This is a genomic window from Rhodococcus sp. NPDC127527 (genome assembly GCF_042672245.1).
GTDB lineage: Bacteria > Actinomycetota > Actinomycetes > Mycobacteriales > Mycobacteriaceae > Rhodococcus_G.
Genome location: NZ_JBHXVP010000005.1, coordinates 1 through 18,257, shown reverse-complemented (window position 1 = coordinate 18,257; position 18,257 = coordinate 1). Strand labels below are relative to the sequence as shown.

The 18,257-nt window shown below is 68.4% G+C and carries 17 protein-coding genes; 10 read left to right on the top strand and 7 right to left on the bottom strand.

All coding sequences use genetic code 11. From position 1 onward, the window contains the following. Positions 1-3: 3 nt before the first annotated feature. The 3 genes from ACFVH2_RS10530 to ACFVH2_RS10520 form a co-directional block, all read right to left on the bottom strand. A complete protein-coding gene (locus ACFVH2_RS10530; RefSeq protein WP_378425702.1) occupies positions 4-768 on the bottom strand; it encodes an MlaE family ABC transporter permease in 765 nt (254 codons plus the stop codon). Between the two features lie 588 nt (positions 769-1,356). Next, positions 1,357-2,262 (bottom strand): 3-oxoacyl-ACP reductase, encoded by a 906-nt coding sequence (locus ACFVH2_RS10525; protein WP_378425704.1) that lies wholly within the window; start codon positions 2,260-2,262, stop codon positions 1,357-1,359. A 156-nt stretch (positions 2,263-2,418) separates the two neighbouring features. Then, positions 2,419-2,610 (bottom strand): ferredoxin, encoded by a 192-nt coding sequence (locus ACFVH2_RS10520; protein WP_378425706.1) that lies wholly within the window; start codon positions 2,608-2,610, stop codon positions 2,419-2,421. A 226-nt stretch (positions 2,611-2,836) separates the two neighbouring features. Between ACFVH2_RS10520 and ACFVH2_RS10515 the strand changes: the two genes are divergently transcribed. Genes ACFVH2_RS10515 through ACFVH2_RS10505 form a run of 3 tightly spaced genes read left to right on the top strand, consistent with a single transcriptional unit; the run spans position 2,837 to position 6,817 of the window. Continuing rightward, entirely contained in the window at positions 2,837-4,012 is a 1,176-nt protein-coding gene (locus ACFVH2_RS10515) for an acyl-CoA dehydrogenase family protein (protein WP_378425726.1), read from the top strand. A 46-nt stretch (positions 4,013-4,058) separates the two neighbouring features. Then, positions 4,059-5,177 carry an acyl-CoA dehydrogenase family protein gene (locus tag ACFVH2_RS10510; protein WP_378425708.1) on the top strand — a complete coding sequence of 373 codons (1,119 nt, stop codon included), beginning with the start codon at positions 4,059-4,061 and terminating at the stop codon, positions 5,175-5,177. Between the two features lie 17 nt (positions 5,178-5,194). Then, entirely contained in the window at positions 5,195-6,817 is a 1,623-nt protein-coding gene (locus tag ACFVH2_RS10505) for a long-chain-fatty-acid--CoA ligase (RefSeq protein ID WP_378425710.1), read from the top strand. 145 nt (positions 6,818-6,962) lie between these two features. Here ACFVH2_RS10505 and ACFVH2_RS10500 read toward each other — a convergent pair whose 3' ends face one another. Both ACFVH2_RS10500 and ACFVH2_RS10495 read right to left on the bottom strand, forming a co-directional pair. After that, positions 6,963-8,081, bottom strand: a complete 1,119-nt coding sequence (locus ACFVH2_RS10500) for an NAD(P)H-dependent flavin oxidoreductase (protein WP_378428632.1) — start codon at positions 8,079-8,081, stop codon at positions 6,963-6,965. Beyond that, entirely contained in the window at positions 8,081-9,727 is a 1,647-nt protein-coding gene (locus ACFVH2_RS10495; protein ID WP_378428630.1) for an acyl-CoA synthetase, read from the bottom strand. The genes ACFVH2_RS10500 and ACFVH2_RS10495 overlap by 1 nt, the downstream gene beginning before the upstream one ends. An 80-nt stretch (positions 9,728-9,807) precedes the next feature. Between ACFVH2_RS10495 and ACFVH2_RS10490 the strand changes: the two genes are divergently transcribed. After that, entirely contained in the window at positions 9,808-10,632 is an 825-nt protein-coding gene (locus ACFVH2_RS10490; protein ID WP_378428628.1) for a crotonase/enoyl-CoA hydratase family protein, read from the top strand. A 101-nt stretch (positions 10,633-10,733) separates the two neighbouring features. Beyond that, positions 10,734-11,174, top strand: a complete 441-nt coding sequence (locus tag ACFVH2_RS10485; RefSeq protein ID WP_378428626.1) for a PPOX class F420-dependent oxidoreductase — start codon at positions 10,734-10,736, stop codon at positions 11,172-11,174. Between the two features lie 75 nt (positions 11,175-11,249). Here the strand turns inward: ACFVH2_RS10485 and ACFVH2_RS10480 are convergent, their stop codons facing one another. Then, positions 11,250-12,215: a hypothetical protein gene (locus ACFVH2_RS10480; protein ID WP_378428625.1), complete on the bottom strand. Its 966-nt coding sequence runs from the start codon at positions 12,213-12,215 to the stop codon at positions 11,250-11,252. 189 nt (positions 12,216-12,404) lie between these two features. Further along, on the bottom strand, positions 12,405-13,445 hold the full coding sequence (locus ACFVH2_RS10475; protein ID WP_378428623.1) for an LLM class F420-dependent oxidoreductase: 1,041 nt from the start codon (positions 13,443-13,445) through the stop codon (positions 12,405-12,407). An 84-nt stretch (positions 13,446-13,529) separates the two neighbouring features. On the opposite strand from ACFVH2_RS10475, the gene ACFVH2_RS10470 reads away from it, so the two are divergent. From ACFVH2_RS10470 to ACFVH2_RS10450, 5 genes are read left to right on the top strand one after another with little or no spacing between them, the layout of a single operon-like run. Further along, positions 13,530-14,480 (top strand): Zn-ribbon domain-containing OB-fold protein, encoded by a 951-nt coding sequence (locus tag ACFVH2_RS10470; RefSeq protein ID WP_378428621.1) that lies wholly within the window; start codon positions 13,530-13,532, stop codon positions 14,478-14,480. A gap of 13 nt (positions 14,481-14,493) precedes the next feature. Then, positions 14,494-15,561 carry a thiolase domain-containing protein gene (locus ACFVH2_RS10465; protein WP_378428620.1) on the top strand — a complete coding sequence of 356 codons (1,068 nt, stop codon included), beginning with the start codon at positions 14,494-14,496 and terminating at the stop codon, positions 15,559-15,561. After that, complete coding sequence (locus ACFVH2_RS10460; protein ID WP_378428618.1) at positions 15,561-16,736, top strand: thiolase domain-containing protein; 1,176 nt, start codon at positions 15,561-15,563, stop codon at positions 16,734-16,736. Before ACFVH2_RS10465 ends, ACFVH2_RS10460 begins: the two co-directional genes overlap by 1 nt. 12 nt (positions 16,737-16,748) lie before the next feature. Further along, the gene (locus ACFVH2_RS10455; RefSeq protein ID WP_378428617.1) at positions 16,749-17,624 is read left to right on the top strand and encodes a TIGR03619 family F420-dependent LLM class oxidoreductase; all 876 of its coding nucleotides are present in this window, start codon (positions 16,749-16,751) and stop codon (positions 17,622-17,624) included. Further along, positions 17,621-18,040 (top strand): nuclear transport factor 2 family protein, encoded by a 420-nt coding sequence (locus tag ACFVH2_RS10450; RefSeq protein ID WP_378428615.1) that lies wholly within the window; start codon positions 17,621-17,623, stop codon positions 18,038-18,040. The genes ACFVH2_RS10455 and ACFVH2_RS10450 overlap by 4 nt, the downstream gene beginning before the upstream one ends. The last annotated feature ends 217 nt before the right edge of the window (positions 18,041-18,257 follow it).

Genomic DNA, 18,257 nt, shown 5'->3' with positions numbered 1-18,257 from the left:
CGGTCACCCCGCCGTCAGTTTGATGCCGACGGCGGTGACCAGGACATTGACCACGAACAGTGCCATGAAGGCGAACACGACTGTCTGATTGACGGCGTCACCCACGCTCTTGGCTCCACCCTTCACGTTGAGACCGAGGTAGCAGGCCACCAGGCCCGCGATCATGCCGAACAGGCCGGCCTTGAGCTGCGAGATCATCAGCTCCCCGAAGCCGGTCAGCAGCGTGATGCCGTTGACGAAGGCTCCCGGGTTGACGCCCTGCAGGAACACCGAGAACACGAACCCGCCGGCGATGCCGATCGTGCACACCAGACCGTTGAGCAGCAGCGCGACCACCGTCGACGCGAGCACCCGGGGCACGACGAGGCGTTGGATGGGGTCGATGCCGAGCACCCTCATCGCATCGATCTCCTCGCGAATGGTGCGCGCGGAGAGGTCGGCGCAGATGGCGGTCGCGCCCGCACCGGCGACGATCAGCACGGTGACCATCGGCCCGATCTGGGTGACCGCGCCGAGCGCCGCGCCAGCGCCACTGAGGTCGGCCGCGCCGATCTCGCGCAGCAGGATGTTGAGCGTGAAGCTCACCAACACGGTGAAGGGCACCGCGACCAGAATCGTCGGCAGAATCGACACCCGCGCCACGAACCACGACTGGTCGACGAATTCCCGGTGCTGGAAGGGAGGCCGCACCATCGCGCGGAAGGTCTCCCCCGTCATCGAGAAGAAGCCACCGACCGCGCGCAACGGCACGGCAAGGAGGTCGTTCACTGTCCCTCCTCGTCAAATTTCGCGCGCACAGCTCGGGAAGGCAGGCCGATATCCCCCCCGGCATCTGTGATGCAGGTCATACTAACTAGAACGTGTTCACGTGTCAAAGCCGCTTCCCATCCGAGCCATTCGCGCGCGTCAAGGCAATAACTGGTGACAGAGTCCCGCTGCCCGGTTCGCGTGCGTTCATCGGTTCCGTGACTGTCGCGGCGGGCCGGTCCTCGAGACTCGAGAGCCCGAGCACCGCCGCCAGGTTGGACATGGTTCGCCGAACCTTGGATCGACTGTTCACGTTGCCTGCCTACACCTTTCGCCGGCCCTGAACGACAGGGGTGCGCATCGTCGCGACGCGGACCGACGCGGGGAACCGGCCGGTGCGAGAACGTCGTGACAACCGCTCTCGCACCGGCCGCGCTCCCGCCCGGCAACCCACTGGACACGCTCCCCACGCCCCGTTGCGCCGGGTATTTCTAGAACACGTATCTACGGAATGACCCCAGGTAGTGCCCACTCCGGCCACCATCTTGGCCCAGCCAATCTGCCCCGCGTGCCGAATTCAGGGTTTTCTTACCGCAACAAAGTTTGCGGTCAGCCCAGCGACTTCACCGCTGCCGTCGCGGCAAACATCTGCGCCGGATCGCGGCCGTCGAAGTACCCACCGAGCGCGTCGGCGAGACCAGCCGGGCTCCACGCCGCATCCGGGGCGTCGAAGCGCTGCTCGACGACGGGCGCCGCCATCAGCGCGACCATCGGTCCGTAGACGATGAAGACCTGACCGTTGATCGCGTCCGCGGCGGGCGAGGCCAGGAAGGACACCAGGTTCACGACGTGCTCGGGCGAGAGCGGATCGGTGCCGTCCTCGGGAGCGTCACCGAAGACGTTCTCCGTCATGGCGGTGCGCGCCCGCGGGCAGATCGCGTTGGCGCGGACACCATAGCGCTCGAGGCCGCGCGCGGCGGAGAGCGTCAGCGCGGTGATACCCGCCTTCGCGGCTCCGTAGTTCGGCTGACCCGCGGGGCCGAGCAGCCCGGCCTCGGAGGAAGTGTTGATGAGACGGCCGTAGACGGGCGCGCCCGCGGCCTTCGACTCGGCCCGCCAGTGGACTGCGGCGTTGCGGCAGAGCAGGAAGTGGCCGCGCAGGTGCACCTTGAGCACCAGGTCCCACTCCTCGTCGGACATGCTGAACAGCATCTTGTCCCGCACGATGCCCGCGTTGTTGACCACGATGTCGACGCCGCCGAGCTGCTGGGCGGCCGCCATCAGGGCGTCCGCGGTGGAGCGCTCGCCGATGTCGCCGGCCACGTACACGGCCTTGCCGCCGAGAGCCTGGACCTCGTCGAGCACCGCGTCCGCCTGCTCGCCGGCGACGAGGTCGTTGATCACCACGTTCGCACCGGCAGCGACGAGGCCGAGCGCCTCCGCCTTACCGAGGCCGGACGCGCCACCGGTGACGATCGCAACCTTGCCGTCCAGACTTACCTCGCGACTAGCCAATATCACCACTGCCTTCGTGAACTTGATGCGGTTGCGGCGGGTGCCCCGGGAGCATGCGGTCGCTCCGCCAGCTCCGCTCCGGGGAGCACCCGCCGCGTTCGTGACGCCAGTCACTTTAGAACGTGTTCTCGTTTGCGGCAAGGACGGCCGCAGGGGTCAGCGCTCCAGGCGCAGCGCAGCGCGCGGGCACTGCGCGACGGCCTCCTCCATCAGCGCAACGGCAGCCGGGGTGTCCTCGGGCTGCGTCACGAGCAGGTTGTCGTCGTCGTCGAGATCGAAGACGTCGGGCGCGATACCGACACACACGCCGTTGGCCTCACATCGATCAAAATCGACCTTGACCTCCATTGATGAACCCCTTTTCTCACTTGGAATCGTTGCCTGCGCGCGCGGTCTACGGGCTGGATCCGCGGGCAGATCCACCATTAGACTAGAACCCGTTTCACTCCTGTGCAATGATGCGAAAAACCCGCACTGACGGGCACAAAGCGGGTCTCGACCGAGCGTCGTACCGCAACAAACACGCCTTACCGGATACAGGCTAGAACCTGTGTCAGAGACCGGAGAGGGATCGATGCAAATCACCTACACCGCGGAGCAGCAGGCCCTGCGGGAGGAGCTCCGCGCGTACTTCGCCAAGCTCATCACACCCGAGCGACGCGAGGCGCTCTCGGCCCAGACCGGGGAGTACGGATCCGGCACCGTCTACCGCGACGTCGTGCGCGAGATGGGCCGGGACGGATGGCTGGCACTCGGCTGGCCGAAGGAGTACGGCGGACAGGAACGGTCGGCTCTCGACCAGCTGATCTTCACCGACGAGGCTGCGATCGCCGGTGCTCCGGTGCCGTTCCTCACCATCAACTCGGTCGCGCCGACGATCATGCACTACGGCTCCGAGGAGCAGAAGAAGTTCTTCCTGCCCAAGATCGCGGCCGGCGAACTGCACTTCTCGATCGGCTACTCCGAGCCCGGCGCCGGCACCGACCTGGCGAGCCTGCGCACCACCGCGGTCAAGGACGGCGACGACTACATCGTCAACGGCCAGAAGATGTGGACCAGCCTCATCGCCTACGCCGACTACGTGTGGCTCGCCGTCCGGACCGACCCGGCGGCCAAGAAGCACAAGGGCATCACGATGCTGATCGTCCCGACCGCGACGGAGGGCTTCTCGTACACGCCCGTCCACACGATGGCCGGTCCGGACACCAGCGCCACCTACTACCAGGACGTCCGCGTCCCGTCGTCCGCCCGCGTCGGCGAGGAGAACGGCGGCTGGTCCCTGATGACCAACCAGCTCAACCACGAGCGCGTCGCGCTGGTCTCCGCCGCACCGATCCAGGGCGCGCTGCGCCAGACGATCGAGTGGGCGCAGAACACCAAGATGGCGGACGGCAGCCGGGTCATCGACCAGGAGTGGGTGCAGATCAACCTCGCTCGGGTGCACGCCAAGACCGAGTACCTCAAGCTGCTGAACTGGGAGGTCGCGTCCGCGCACGCCCCCAGCAAGGGCGACGCGTCCGCCTGCAAGGTCTTCGGCACAGAGTTCGCGACCGAGGCGTACCGGCTGCTCATGGAGGTCCTCGGACCGCTGGCCTACCTCCGCCAGGACTCCGCCGGTGCGGTGCTGCGCGGCCGCGTCGAGCGGATGCACCGCTCCTCGCTGATCCTCACGTTCGGTGGCGGCACCAACGAGGTGCAGCGCGACATCCTCGCCATGACCGCGCTGGGTCAGCCGCCCGCGAAGCGGTAGTCGACCGCAGCCGCCGACCGACCCTCCACGTACCCAAGGACTTCCGATGGACTTCACACACACCGAGGCCCAGCAGGACCTCGAACAGCTCACCCGGAGCATCGCCGAGAAGCTGACCACCAACGACCGCCTGCGCGAGCTGGACGCCGCCGAGGACCGCTTCGACGACAAGCTCTGGCAGGCGCTCGCCGACGCGGGCGTGCTCGCCGCGGCACTGCCGGAATCGGCCGGCGGCGGCGGATTCGGCATCCTCGAGCAGTGCAGCGTGCTGCAGGAACTCGGCCGGACGCTCTCCCCCGTGCCCTACCTGAGCTCGATCGCGCTGGCGGCCGCCGCCCTGGCCGAGTTCGGCGACGACGCCCAGCGCGCCCTCGCGGGCCGGGCCGGCGCGGGCGAGGTCGTCCTCACCGTCGCACTCGCCGAGGAACTCAACCTCGATCCCGCGCAGCCGGTCACCCGCGCCGAGCGGACCGCCGACGGCTGGTCGATCACCGGCACCAAGATCACCGTGCCCGCCGCCGCCTTCGCCGACGTGATCCTGGTCCCGGCGACCACCCCGGAGGGCGTCGCGGTCTTCCAGGTGGAGCGGTCCAACCCGGGCGTGCGCGTCGAGCGCCAGATCACCACCGACTACAGCGCCGAGTCGCTCGTGGAGCTGTCCGGGGCCGTCGTCGGCGCCGACCAGATCCTCGGCGGCACCGACCGCGGCGCCGAGGTGCTGGACTCGATCCTCGCGCGTGCCGCGGTCGGACTCAGCGCCCTGCAGCTCGGCACCCTCGAACGGGCCCTCGAGCTGGTGGCCGAGTACGCCCGCGAGCGGGTGCAGTTCGACCGCCCGATCGGCAGCTTCCAGGCCGTCGCCCAGCGCCTCGCCGACGCCTTCATCGACGTCAAGGGCGTTCGATCGACGCTGTGGCAGGCGGCCTGGCGGCTGGGCGAGAACCTGCCCGCCGAGGAGGAGGTCCGCACCGCCAAGTTCTGGGCCGCCGACGCCGGTCACCGCGTCGCGCACACGGTGATCCACGTCCACGGCGGCGTCGGACTCGACCGTGACCATCCGGTGCACCGCTACTTCCTGGCGGCCAAGCACAACGAGTTCGCGCTCGGCTCGGCCACCGAGCAGTTGCGGCGACTGGGACAGGCGCTGGCCGACATCCCGGCCTGATCCCTACACTCCGCACCATGACGACCGCCACAAACACCGTCGCCGACCTGCTCCTGGGTCTACGCGACGACAACGACCACGGAATCCTCTTCGAAGACAGCAGGATTCCGTGGTCGGAGCACATCACCCTCAGCACGGACATCGCAGCCGCGCTGGACTCGTTGCTCGACCCAGCAGCACCCCGACACGTCGGGGTGCTGCTGGACAACGTGCCGGAGTTCTCACTGCTGCTGGGCGCCACCGCACTCGGCGGCTCCGTCCTGGTCGGCCTCAACCCCACCCGGCGCGGCCAGGCGCTCGCGGGCGACATCGCGCGCGCCGATTGCCAGGTGGTCGTCACCGACTCCTCGAAGGTCGCGCTGCTCGACGGACTCGACCTCGGCACGACCCGAGTCCTTGCCGTCGACAGCACGGAGTGGTCGGAACTGCTTGCCACGCATCGGAACAGTCCCGCACCGGCGCACCGGGCCGCAGGCGACGACCTGTTCATGCTGATCTTCACCTCCGGCACCAGCGGCGATCCGAAGGCCGTCCGGGTCACGCAACGAATGGTCGCGGGTCCGGGCGTCATGCTCGCGGACCGGTTCGGCCTCTCCGGCGACGACACCGCGTACGCCGCCATGCCGATGTTCCACTCCGGTGCCGTCATGGCGTGCTGGGCGGTGGCGATTGCCGCCGGCGCGAACTTCGCCATGCGGCGTAAGTTCTCTGCCTCCCAGTTCATTCCGGACGTCAGACGCTTCCATGCCACCTACGCGCACTACGTCGGCAAGCCGCTGTCGTACGTCCTGTCCACCCCCGAGCACCAAGACGACGCCGACAACCCGCTGAAGGTGCTCTACGGCAACGAGGGGTCACCCTCCGCCATCGAGGAGTTCGGACGTCGGTTCGGCGCGCGCGTGGTGGACGGCTTCGGTTCCACCGAGGGCGGTGTGCTGATCTCGCGCACCCCCGGCACCCCGACCGGCGCCCTCGGACAGCTGCCCGCCGGCATCGAGGTGCTCGACCCCGAGACCGGAATCCCGTGCCCAACTGCCGAGTTCGACGAGAACGGGCACATCCTCAACGCCGACCTGGCCACCGGCGAGCTGGTGAACACCGCGGGCACCGGCAGTTTCGCCGGCTACTACAAGAACCCCGAGGCCGAGGCCGAACGGGTGCGCAACGGCCAGTACTGGAGCGGCGACCTCGGCTACCGCGACAGCGACGGTTTCGTCTACTTCGCCGGTCGCAGTTCCGGTTGGATGCGGGTCGACGGGGAGAATCTCGGCACCGCCCCCATCGAACACATCGTCGGCAGGCACACGCGCGTCAGCGAGGTCGCCGCCTACGCCGTCCCCGATCCCCAGGTCGGCGACCGGGTCGCCGTCGCCGTGGTGCCCACCGACACCTTCGACATCGACGAGTTCGCCGAGTTCCTCACCGCCCAGCCCGATCTCGGACCGAAGCAGATGCCCAGCTTCGTCCGAGTCACGACCGACCTGCCGAAGACCGCCACGTTCAAGGTCCTCGGTCGCTCGCTCAGCGCCGAGCGCTGGAACGCCGCCGATCCGACGTGGTACCGCGCCCCGGGCGCCACGTCGTTCGAGCCGGTCACCCCCGAACTGCAGGCCGAGCTCGACGCCGAGCTTTCTCGCTGACCGCGGCGGCCCCCTCCCCCATCGAGTGAACGGAAGCGTTCACTCGATCAGATCGAACGAACGGTACGTTCACTCACCCGACACAGCGAAGGGTCGGGCACGGATTACGTGCCCGACCCTTCGCTGTGGCCTCGCTTCGATGTGGTCAGCCGCCCAGCTTGTTCAGCCGCTCCACGGTTGCCTCGAACTCGGCGACGAGCTCGGCCATCGACTCCGCGACCGGCCGGATCTCGTTCATCCGGCCCACGATCTGGCCCGCCGGCATCGCCACAACCTCCGGGTCCTCCGACGCGACGATCCGCTGATGCGCCTCGCTGACCAGCAGGTTCTGCAGCGGCATCGGCAGCGCCTCCGGGGCACCCGGCTTCGACCACGCGTCGGTCCACTTGGTCTTGAGCAGCCGCGCCGGCTTGCCCGAGTAGATGCGCGAGCGCACGGTGTCCGCGGACGTCGCACCGAGCAGGGCACGCTGGATCGCCGACGGACCCTCGCCCGACGCACTGCCCAGCTTGTACTCCTCGGCGGTGAGCCAGTACGAACCCATCCACACGCCGGAGGCGCCGAGGCTCATGGCCGCGGCGATCTGCCGACCGCTGCCGATGCCGCCGGCGGCCAGCACGGTGGCGGAATCGCCCACCGCGTCGACGATCTCGGGAACCAGGACCATCGAGGCGATCTCACCGGTGTGGCCACCGGCCTCGTAGCCCTGGGCGATGACGATGTCGACTCCGTTGGCCACGTGACTCAGCGCGTGACCGACAGCGCCGGCGAGGGCGGCGACCGGAACCCCGTGCGCGTGTGCCTCGTCGATGATGTCCTTCGGCGGCGACCCGAGTGCGTTCGCGATCAACGCCGGACGGTGCCGAAGCGCCACGTCCACCTGGGCCCGCGCCACGGAGTGCAGCCAGCCGAGCACGCCGGTGGCGTGCTCGACGTCGTCGGACAGCGGCGGCACGCCGAGCTCGTCGAGCGTGCGGTTGACGAAGGCACGGTGCTCGGCAGGGATGAGCTTGTCGAGGTCGACGGCCGCGCCCTCGGTCGGCACCTTCGCCGGCATGACGATGTCGACGCCGTACGGCTTGCCGTCGGTGTTCTCGTCCATCCAGGCGAGGGTGGCCTCGAGCTCCTCGGGGTCGTTGAACCGCACGCAGCCGAGCACGCCGAGTCCACCCGCCCGCGACACCGCCGCCGCCACGTGCTCGGACGGGGTGAACGCGAAGATCGGGTACTGGATTCCGAACTTGTCGGCGAGAGCGTTGTGCATCAGGAGTTTCCGTTTGAGAGGTGGTCGTCGGCCTCGCGCTCTTCGGTCTGCGCCTTGGCCCACTTGTAGTCGGGCTTGCCTGCCGGCGAACGCTTGATCTCGTCGACGAACCACACGCTGCGCGGGACCTTGTAGCCGGCAATCTCCTTGCGGGCAGCGGCCACGATGTCGTTCATGCTCGGGCGGGCACCGTCGCGGGTGGCGACGACCGCGGCGACCCGCTGACCGAAGCGCTCGTCCGGAACACCGACGACGAGGGTGTCGAAGACGTCGGGATGCGTCTTGATCGCGCCCTCGACCTCCTCCGGGTAGATCTTCTCGCCGCCGCTGTTGATCGAGACCGAGCCGCGGCCCAGCATGGTGACGGTGCCGTCCTCCTCGACGGTGGCGTAGTCACCGGGGATCGAGTAGCGAATACCGTTGAAGACCTTGAAGGTCTCGGCGGTCTTCTTCTCGTCCTTGTAGTAACCGAGCGGGATGTGACCGTGCCGCGCGAGCACACCGACCTTGCCCGAGCCGGCCTCGACCACGTTGCCCTCGTCGTCGAGCACGACGGTCGCGGCGTCGATCTTCACTCGGGGACCGCCGGTGTGGGTGGCGCCCTTGGTCACGGCGGCCAGGCCGCCGAAGCCGGTCTCGGAGGAGCCGATGGAGTCGGTGATGTACCGGTTCGGCAGCAGGTCGAGGAACTCGTCCTTGAGCGCAGGCGAGAACAGCGCGGCGCTGGAAGCCATCACGTACAGGCTCGACAGGTCGTACGGCTCACCGGTTTCCGGGTTTCCGGCCTTCAGCGCGTCGAGCATCGGCCTGGCCATCGCGTCACCGGTGATGAAGATGAGGTTGACCTTGTGGCGGTCGATGACCTGCCACACCTGGTGGCCGTCGAACTCGGGGTGCATCACCAGGGTGCCGCCGCCGAAGAGGCTGTGGAACACCGCGGACTGCGAGCCGCCGTGGATCATCGGGGGGATCGGGAAGCGCACCATCGCGGGGTTGGCGGCGCCGACCTTCGCGAGTTCCCACTCGTCTTCGACGCGCTCGCCGGTGACGAAGTTGGTGCCGCCGCCGAGCACGCGCCACCAGTCCTCGTGACGCCACATGACGCCCTTCGGCATGCCGGTGGTGCCGCCGGTGTAGAGCATGAAGATGTCGTCGGGGCTGCGCTCGCCGAAGTCACGTTCCGGCGAACCCTCGGACAGCGCCTGCTCGTACTCGACGCCGCCGAAGGACGAGTAGTCCAGGTCGGTGCCGTCCTCGACGACGACCACAGCCTTGACCAGTGGCGTGTTCGGCAGCACGTTGGCGACCTTGTCGGCGTAACGACGCTCGACGATCAGCGCAGCCATGTCCGAATTCTCGAAGATGTACTGCAACTCGTTCTCGACGTACCGGTAGTTCACGTTGACCATGACCGCCCGGGCCTTGAACACGGCGACCATGGCCTCGATGGCCTCGATGGTGTTACGGCTGTAGATACCGACCTTGTCGCCCGGCTTGACACCGTGATCGAGCAGGTAGTGGGCGAGACGGTTGGTCCGCTCCTCCAGCTGCGCGTAGGTCATCTCACGGTCACTGTCGAGCAGCGCCACGCGCTCGGGATTCAAGTCGATGGAGTGCTCGACGAAGTCTGCGATATTAAGGGCCACGCCCAACAAAGTAGAACGTGTTACCGTTTCTTGCAAGAGTCAGGTTGAGACCCACCTCACACGATATCGGGAGCGAATAAGTGTCCTCCACCACAGCCGAGATCGCCGACACCTCGGAGCGGTCCCCGCACTGCCTCGTCGAGAAGCGTGGCCACGTCCTCGTCGTCACCATGAACCGTCCGGATGCACGCAACGCCCTGTCCGGCGAGATGATGGCGATCATGACCGAGGCCTGGGACCAGGTCGACAACGATCCCGACATCCGGGTCGCGATCCTCACCGGCGCCGGGGGCACCTTCTGCGCCGGCATGGACCTCAAGGCGATGAACAAGAACGCCCCCGGCGACACGTTCTCCAAGGGCGGCATGGATCTGACCAAGCTGCCGGCGCTGCTCAAGGGCCGGCGCCTGACCAAGCCGCTGATCGCGGCGGTCGAGGGCGCTGCCATCGCCGGCGGGACCGAGATCCTGCAGGGCACCGACATCCGCGTGGCCGGCGAGAGCGCCAAGTTCGGCGTCTCCGAGGCCCGGTTGGGGCTGTTCCCGCTCGGCGGCTCCGCGGTCCGCCTGGTCCGCCAGATCCCCTACACCGTCGCCGCCGAGATCCTGCTCACCGGCCGCAACGTACCGGCGCCCGAGGCCAAGGAACTCGGCCTGATCGGCCACGTCGTGCCCGACGGAGAGGCGCTGACCAAGGCACTCGAGATCGCCGACGCCATCGCCGCCAACGGCCCGATCGCCGTCCAGGCCATCCTCAAGACCATCCGCGTCACCGAGGGCATGCACGAGGAGGAGGCCTTCAAGCTCGAGGCCGAGATCGGTGCCGAGGTGTTCAAGAGCGACGACGCCAAGGAGGGGCCGCGCTCGTTCGCCGAGAAGCGCGCCCCGAAGTTCCAGGGCAAGTAGCCCGCACCACGGCAACGGCCCGTCGCCCCGACCGGGGAGACGGGCCGTTCCCTGTTCCGCCGACCCGGAACAACGAGTGCCGAGGTTCCGTTGTCCGCGATATGAGCACCGACACGCAAGACCCACTCCTCGACCTGCTCGCCGCCAACAGCAGGGGCGTCCTGGCCACCGTCAAACGCGACGGCCGGCCCCAGCTCTCCAATGTCGTCTACGCCTGGGATCCGGACACCCGCACGGCCCGGGTGTCCGTGACGGCCGATCGCGCGAAGACCCGCAACGCCGCCCGCGACCCCCGAGTCTCGCTGCACGTCAGCGCCGCCGACTTCTGGTCGTACGCGGTACTCGAGGGGGACGCCGAGCTGAGCGCGGTCGCGGCCGATCCGCACGACGCCGCAGCGGACGAACTGGTCGAGGTGTTCCGGGCGGCTTCCGGTCGCGAGCATCCCGACTGGGAAGAGTTCCGCCGCGCGATGGTCGACGAACGGCGACAGGTGTTGCGGGTCCGCGCCACCCGCGTCTACGGCATGGCCCAGCTACCGTGACCCGCTGACCTCACCCGAGTGAACGGAAGCGTTCACTCGATCAGATCGAACGAACGTACCGTTCACTCACCCCGGTCATGCGGGGTCGTCGGGCGGCTCCAACATCCGCACGTTCGGACGCGGCCGCGCCACTGCCTGGGCGTAATGCGCACGAAGCGAACGGATCACACCGCCAGGATCGTGCCGCACGGTCCGAGGCCGGCTCGCCAACACCACGACGCCCTCGTCCTGCATCCGGGTACGGCGTTCCAGCGTCCGCCCGTATTCCTCTGGCGACAGGTGCCAGTCGAGTGAGTCGATCTCCCAAGCCAGGCCTACCGAGTCGATCCAGCCGTCGGGGCGCGCGAGGAAGGTGCCGTCCGACCGGACGATGTCGCGATTGAACTTCATCTCCGGCAGACCACTCTTCGACCAGAGTTCGCGTGCGAGCGCCTCGGGCACCGACTGGACGTTCGCCGCCATCTCCTCGACGACAATTCGCGGGAAGGCGGACCCACGCACGCTCCCGCTTGCGAGCTCCTCGGCCAGCTCACCTGCGGTGACGCCGCCGCGTTGGACGACCTCGGCGATCACGGCCCGCGCCCGATCGAGGGTGATGCACAGGCGTGCAGCGTCGAGCAGTGCGCGAACCAGCGGCGCACAGGGCAGCCCGTTGCGCACGGCGGGCTCCGGCAGGCGAGTGGTCCGCTCCACGCGGACGAACGCCCTCGACTGCACGCGGCGCCGGTCCGGCAACAGCACGTGGACTTCGCCGTCGTGCCGCCCAAATCCGTGCTCGCGCAACGCCGCATGCCCGGTGAGGACCGCCCGCTCGCCGCAGTACATCAGCGCTGCCACCACACGCTGGCGTTCGGTCGGTCGACCGTTCGAGAGCTGCACGATGCCCGGCAACAGCCGGCTCCAGGGCCCGCCGGGTCGACAGCGGGCGGCGATCGTCGAACGGGCTACCCCGAACGACTCGAGTGTCGCCACCCGTACGATCCCGCCGTCGCTGACCGCCGCCAGCCGCTCCGCATCCTCTGCCCACTGTCCCCTGCGCATGGTGTCGATGATGAACCGGGACGCTGACGCGGCCGCGCGTCGCGACGGTCGATGTGGATGGATTTCCGGGCTGTGGATGGCACCGACCGCCCGGTAGCGAGGTGAGTGAACGTACCGTTCGTTCGGTCTGATCGAGTGAACGCTTCCGTTCACTCGATCAGACCGAACCAGACGGGAGGCGCAGGCGGGTCAGGCGGGGTTGATCGCCTCGGACAGCTGGTGCATGTGCGCGACGTCGCGGCAGGTCACCAGGAGCATCGTGACGCCGGAGTCCTCCCAGACCTTGACCTGATCGCGGACCTCCTGGAGGTTGCCGATGATCATCGTGTCGGTGACCATCTCGTCGGGCACGATCGCGGCCGCCTCGTCCTTCCGGCCGGACAGGAAGAGGTTCTGGATCTCCTTGACCTGCTCGCCGTAGCCCATCCGGGTGTACACCTGGGCGTGGAAGTTCAGCTCGGCCGCGCCCATGCCGCCCACGTACAGCGCGGTGATCGGCCGCAGGCGCTCGATCGCGGCGGCCCGGTCGTCGGTGACGATGACCTGGCAGGTCGCGGCGACCTCGAAGTTCTCCCTGGTCCGACGGGCACCCGGCCGGGCGAATCCCTCGTCGAGCCACTCGTTGTACATCGGCGCGAGCCGCGGGGTGTAGTAGATCGCCAGCCAGCCGTCCGCGATCTCCGCCGTGAGGGCGACGTTCTTCGGCCCCTCCGCCCCGAGCCAGATCGGCAGGTCGGCGCGCAGCGGGTGGGTGATCGGCTTGAGCGGCTTGCCCAATCCCATGCCGTCCTCGCCGCGGTACGGCAGCGGGTAGTGCGGACCGTCGTTGGTCACGGGGGCCTCCCGCGCGAGCACCTGCCGCACGATCGAGACGTACTCACGCGTGCGGGCGAGCGGCTTCGGGAAGGGCTGGCCGTACCAGCCCTCGACCACCTGGGGCCCGGACACGCCGAGTCCGAGGATCGCCCGGCCACCCGACAGGTGGTCGAGGGTGAGCGCATGCATCGCGGCGTTGGTCGGGGTGCGCGCGGACAACTGTGCGACCGAGGTGCCGAGCCGGACGCGGTCGGTGCTCGATCCCCACCAGGCGAGGGGCGTGAAGGCGTCGTTGCCCCAGGACTCCGCGGAGAACACCGCATCGAAGCCCGCCCGATCGGCCTCTGTAACAAGTTCCTGCGCATTGGCCGGCGGCTGCGCGCCCCAGTATCCAAGTTGCAACCCAAGCTTCACGAAAATCCTCCAGTTCAACAGTGACTATTGCCAGTGGAATAAGAACCTGTTCTACTCGACTTTGTGACCCCTGAAAAGACCCAAGTGGCCGAGCAGCCCCTGAGGGCACCACTTAATCTCAAATTCGACTACACGCGGTCCGTTGGACCGACCATCGGCGCATTCGTCACCGGCCTACGCGACCGGAAGGTCGTGGGCGCCCGCGGCTCCGACGGCCGCGTCCACGTGCCGCCGCCGGAGTTCGATCCCGCCACCCACGAGCCGATGACCGACTTCGTCGACGTCTCCGACACCGGCACGGTCGTCACCTGGACGTGGATGCCCGATCCCATCGAGGGCCAGCCGCTGACCCACCCGTTCGCGTGGGCGCTGGTCAAGCTCGACGGCGCCGACACGTCGATCCTGCACGCCGTCGACGCCGGATCGGCGGACGCGATGAGCACCGGGATGCGGGTGCGGGTCCGCTGGGCCGACGAGCGCACCGGGCACATCCGCGACATCGCCTGCTTCGAACCCGGCGAGAGCGAGTCGACCCCGGGGCCGTCCGGCGGCGAGCCCGTCACCGACATCGTCACCCCGATCGACCTGCACTACACGCACACCGCCTCGTTCGAGGAGACCTACTACCTCCGCGGGCTCATGGAGGGCAAGGTCATCGGCGGGCGCACCGACGCGAACGGCAAGGTGTACGTGCCGCCGCGCGGAGCCAACCCCACCGACGGCATGCCCACCAAGGAGCAGGTCGAGGTGTCCGACAAGGGCACCATCACCACGTTCTGCATCGTCAACGTGCCGTTCCTGGGCCAGCAGATCAAGCCGCCCTACGTCGCGGCCTACGTCCTGCTCGACGGTGCGGACATCCCGTTCCTGCATCTGATCCTCGATGTCGACCCCGCCGAGGTCCGGATGGGCATGCGTGTCGAGGCCGTCTGGCGGCCGAAGGAGGAGTGGGTGTACTCACTCCGGAACATCTCCCATTTCCGTCCCAGCGGCGAGCCGGACGCGGACTACGACACCTACAAGCACCATCTCTAGGAGCCTCGAGACCATGACAGACATTGCAGTCGTCGGCTTCGCACAGGCCCCCCATGTGCGCGAGACCACCGGCACCACCAACGGTGTCGAGATGCTCGTCCCCTGCTTCCAACAGTTGTACGCGGAGCTGGGAATCACCAAGTCCGACATCGGTTTCTGGTGCTCGGGATCCTCCGACTACCTGGCCGGCCGCTCGTTCTCGTTCATCTCCGCGATCGACTCGATCGGGGCCGTGCCGCCGATCAACGAGTCGCACGTCGAGATGGACGCCGCCTGGGCGCTGTACGAGGCCTGGGTCAAGATCATGACCGGCGAGGTCGACACCGCGCTCGTGTACGGCTTCGGCAAGTCGTCCGCGGGCAACCTCCGGCAGATCCTCGCGATGCAGACCGACCCGTACCTGGTTGCCCCGCTGTGGCCGGACTCCGTCTCGATGGCAGGCCTGCAGGCCCGGCTCGGGCTCGAGGCAGGCAAGTGGACGGCCGAGGACATGGCGCAGATCGCCCAGCGCAGCCGCGCCGCCGCCAAGGACAACCCGAACGCGCAGTTCTCCGGCGACGTCGACGTCGAGACGCTGCTGGCGTCCGAGTACGTCGCGGACCCGCTGCGTGCGCACGACTGCGCGCCGATCACCGACGGTGCGGCCGCGATCATCCTGGCCCGCGGCGACCGTGCCCGTGAGCTGTGCGAGCGGCCCGCGTGGATCACCGGGATCGAGCATCGGATCGACTCCCCCGTCATCGGGTCGCGCGACCTGACGACGTCGCCGTCGACCGCGGCCGCGGCCCGCGCCGCGACCGGAGGTGACGTCTCGAACATCGACGTCGCCGAGCTGCACGCCCCGTTCACGCATCAGGAGATCATCCTGCGCGAGGCGATCGGGCTGACCGACGCCACCACGATCAACCCGTCGGGCGGTCCGCTGACCGGCAATCCGATGTTCTCCGGTGGCCTCGAGCGCATCGGCTACGCGGCACAGAAGATCATGAGCGGTGACGCGCAGCGCACCCTCGCCCACGCCACCAGTGGCCCTGTGCTGCAGCAGAACCTGGTCGCAGTCATGGAAGGACGCAACAACTGATGGCGAAGCAATTGGCAGCCGTCCTCGGCACCGGCCAGACCTACTACGTCGCCAAGCGCCACGACGTCACGATGGCCGGCATGATCCGCGAGGCGGTCGACCGCGCGATGGCCGACGCCCACGTCGGCTGGGACGACATCGACGCCATCGTGATCGGCAAGGCACCCGACCTGTTCGAGGGGTCGATGATGCCGGAGCTCGCGATGTCGGATGCGTTGGGCGCCAACGGCAAGCCGCTGCTGCGCGTGCACACCGCCGGGTCGGTCGGCGCCTCGACGGGCAATGTCGCGGCCAGCCTGGTGCAGTCCGGCGTCCACAAGCGGGTGCTCGCGGTGTCGTGGGAGAAGCAGTCCGAGTCCAACGCGATGTGGGCACTGTCCACGCCGGTGCCGTTCACGATGCCGGTCGGCGCGGGTGCGGGCGGATTCTTCGCGCCGCACGTGCGCTCGTACATTCGCCGCTCGGGCGCCCCCGACCACATCGGTGCGATGGTGGCCGTCAAGGACCGTCGCAACGGCGCGATGAACCCGTACGCGCACCTCAAGCAGCCGGACATCACCGTCGAATCCGTGATGTCCTCCCAGATGTTGTGGGACCCCATCCGTTTCGACGAGACGTGCCCGTCCTCGGACGGCGCCTGCGCGATCGTCATCGGCAACGAGGACGCAGCGAAGGCTGTCGAGGCCGACGGCCGCAAGGTCGCGTGGATCCACGCCACCGCGATGCGCACCGAGCCGCTGTCGTACGCCGGCCGCAACGTAGCCAACCCGCAGGCCGGCCGCGACGCCTCGGCCGCGCTGTGGAAGGCCGCGGGCATCACCGACCCGCTCACCGAGATCGACGAGGCCGAGATCTACGTGCCGTTCTCGTGGTTCGAGCCGATGTGGCTGGAGAACCTCGGCTTCGTGCCGGAGGGCCAGGGCTGGAAGTTCACCGAGGCCGGCGAGACCGCGATCGGCGGGCAGTTGCCGGTCAACGCGTCGGGCGGCGTGCTCTCGTCCAATCCGATCGGCGCGTCCGGCATGATCCGCTACGCCGAGTCGGCGATGCAGGTGATGGAGCGGGCCGGTGACCACCAGGTCGACGGCGCGCGCAAGGCCTTCGGTCATGCGTACGGCGGCGGCTCGCAGTACTTCGCGATGTGGGTGGTCGGCACCGACCGCCCGACCAACTAGGAGGGACACGCCGTGAAGTTCACCGTCGGAATCGCGATGAGCCCGCTCGACCAGCTCATCCCGCTCGCGCAGACCGCCGAGGAGTGCGGGTTCGCGAACATCGCCCTGCCGGACTCGCTTTTCTACATGGAGACGGCGGCGGCCGACTACCCGTACACCCCCGACGGCTCCCGGATGTGGAACGCCGAGACGCCGTGGGTGGATCCACTGATCGCCGCGGCGGCACTGGGCGCGGCGACGTCCACGATCGGCTTCTACACGAACGTGCTCAAGCTGGGGTCGAGGAACCCGCTGCTGCTCGCCCGGCAGGTCGGGTCGGTGGCGAACCTGACCGGGAACCGGTTCGGTTTCGGCGTCGGGATCGGTTGGGCTCCTGAGGAGTTCGAGTGGTGCGGCGTGCCGTTCAAGAAGCGCGGCGCGCGCGTGGACGAGATGATCGAGATCATCAAGTTGACCCTCGCCGGAGGCATGGTCGAGTTCCACGGGGAGTTCTACGATTTCGACCGGCTGCAGATCAGTCCCGCACCGAGCAAGCCGGTGCCGTTCTACGTCGGCGGACACACCGACGTGGCACTGCGCCGGGCGGCCCGGGTGGGCGACGGCTGGACCTCGGCGATGATGAAGTTCAAGGATCTGGTCGAGACCAAGCGCAAGCTCGATGACCTGCGCGCCGAATACGACCGTGCGGACGAGCCTTTCGAGATTCAGGCCGTGTGCATCGACCGCTTCGGCAAGGACGGCTACGCCGAACTCGACGGCGCAGGCGTCACCGACGCCATCGTGGTGCCGTGGATCTTCGACGGTGTTCCGTTCGACGGCCCGCTCGAGGCGAAACAGGACTCGTTGCGCAAGTTCGCGGCCGACAACATCGCGGGAGGTGCGTCATGACCGACACCGCGACCGAGCACCCCGTCCGGATCGCGTCGCGCGCGTCCCAGTCCGCCGCGAGCGGCAAGCGCAAGGAGGAGTGGCTGGCGCTGTTCGCGGAGGACGGTTGGGTCGAGGACCCGGTCGGCCCTTCGGGTTTCGATCCCGAAGGCAAGGGGCACCACGGCCGGGAGGCCATTGCCCGCTTCTACGACATGACCATCGCGAACACCGAGTCGCTCGTCTTCACCATCAGGGACACCCTGCAGTGCGGTGACGAGATGGTCTACATCGGCAGCATCCGGTCCGTCGTGGCAGGCAACCAGATCGATGCCGAGGGCGTGTTCGTCTACCGGGTGAACGACGAGGGCAAGCTGCAGTCGATTCGGGCATTCTGGGAGGTCGACCGGGCGATGAAGACGCTCGTCAAGCTGTAGTCGGAACGAACGCAGTAAGGGCCGCACCTCGTAAATCGAGGTGCGGCCCTTACCGTTTCACGGCTGGGTGGTGTCCTCGTTCGGGCCGACAACGACGGCGGGGGGGGGGGGGGGGCGCCCCCCCGCGGCGCCCCCCGGTGGGGGGGGGGGCGCGGGGCGGCATGGGGGGGCGGCGCCCCCCCCGGCGGGAGTTGACCCGGGAGGGCAAGTGGAGGGA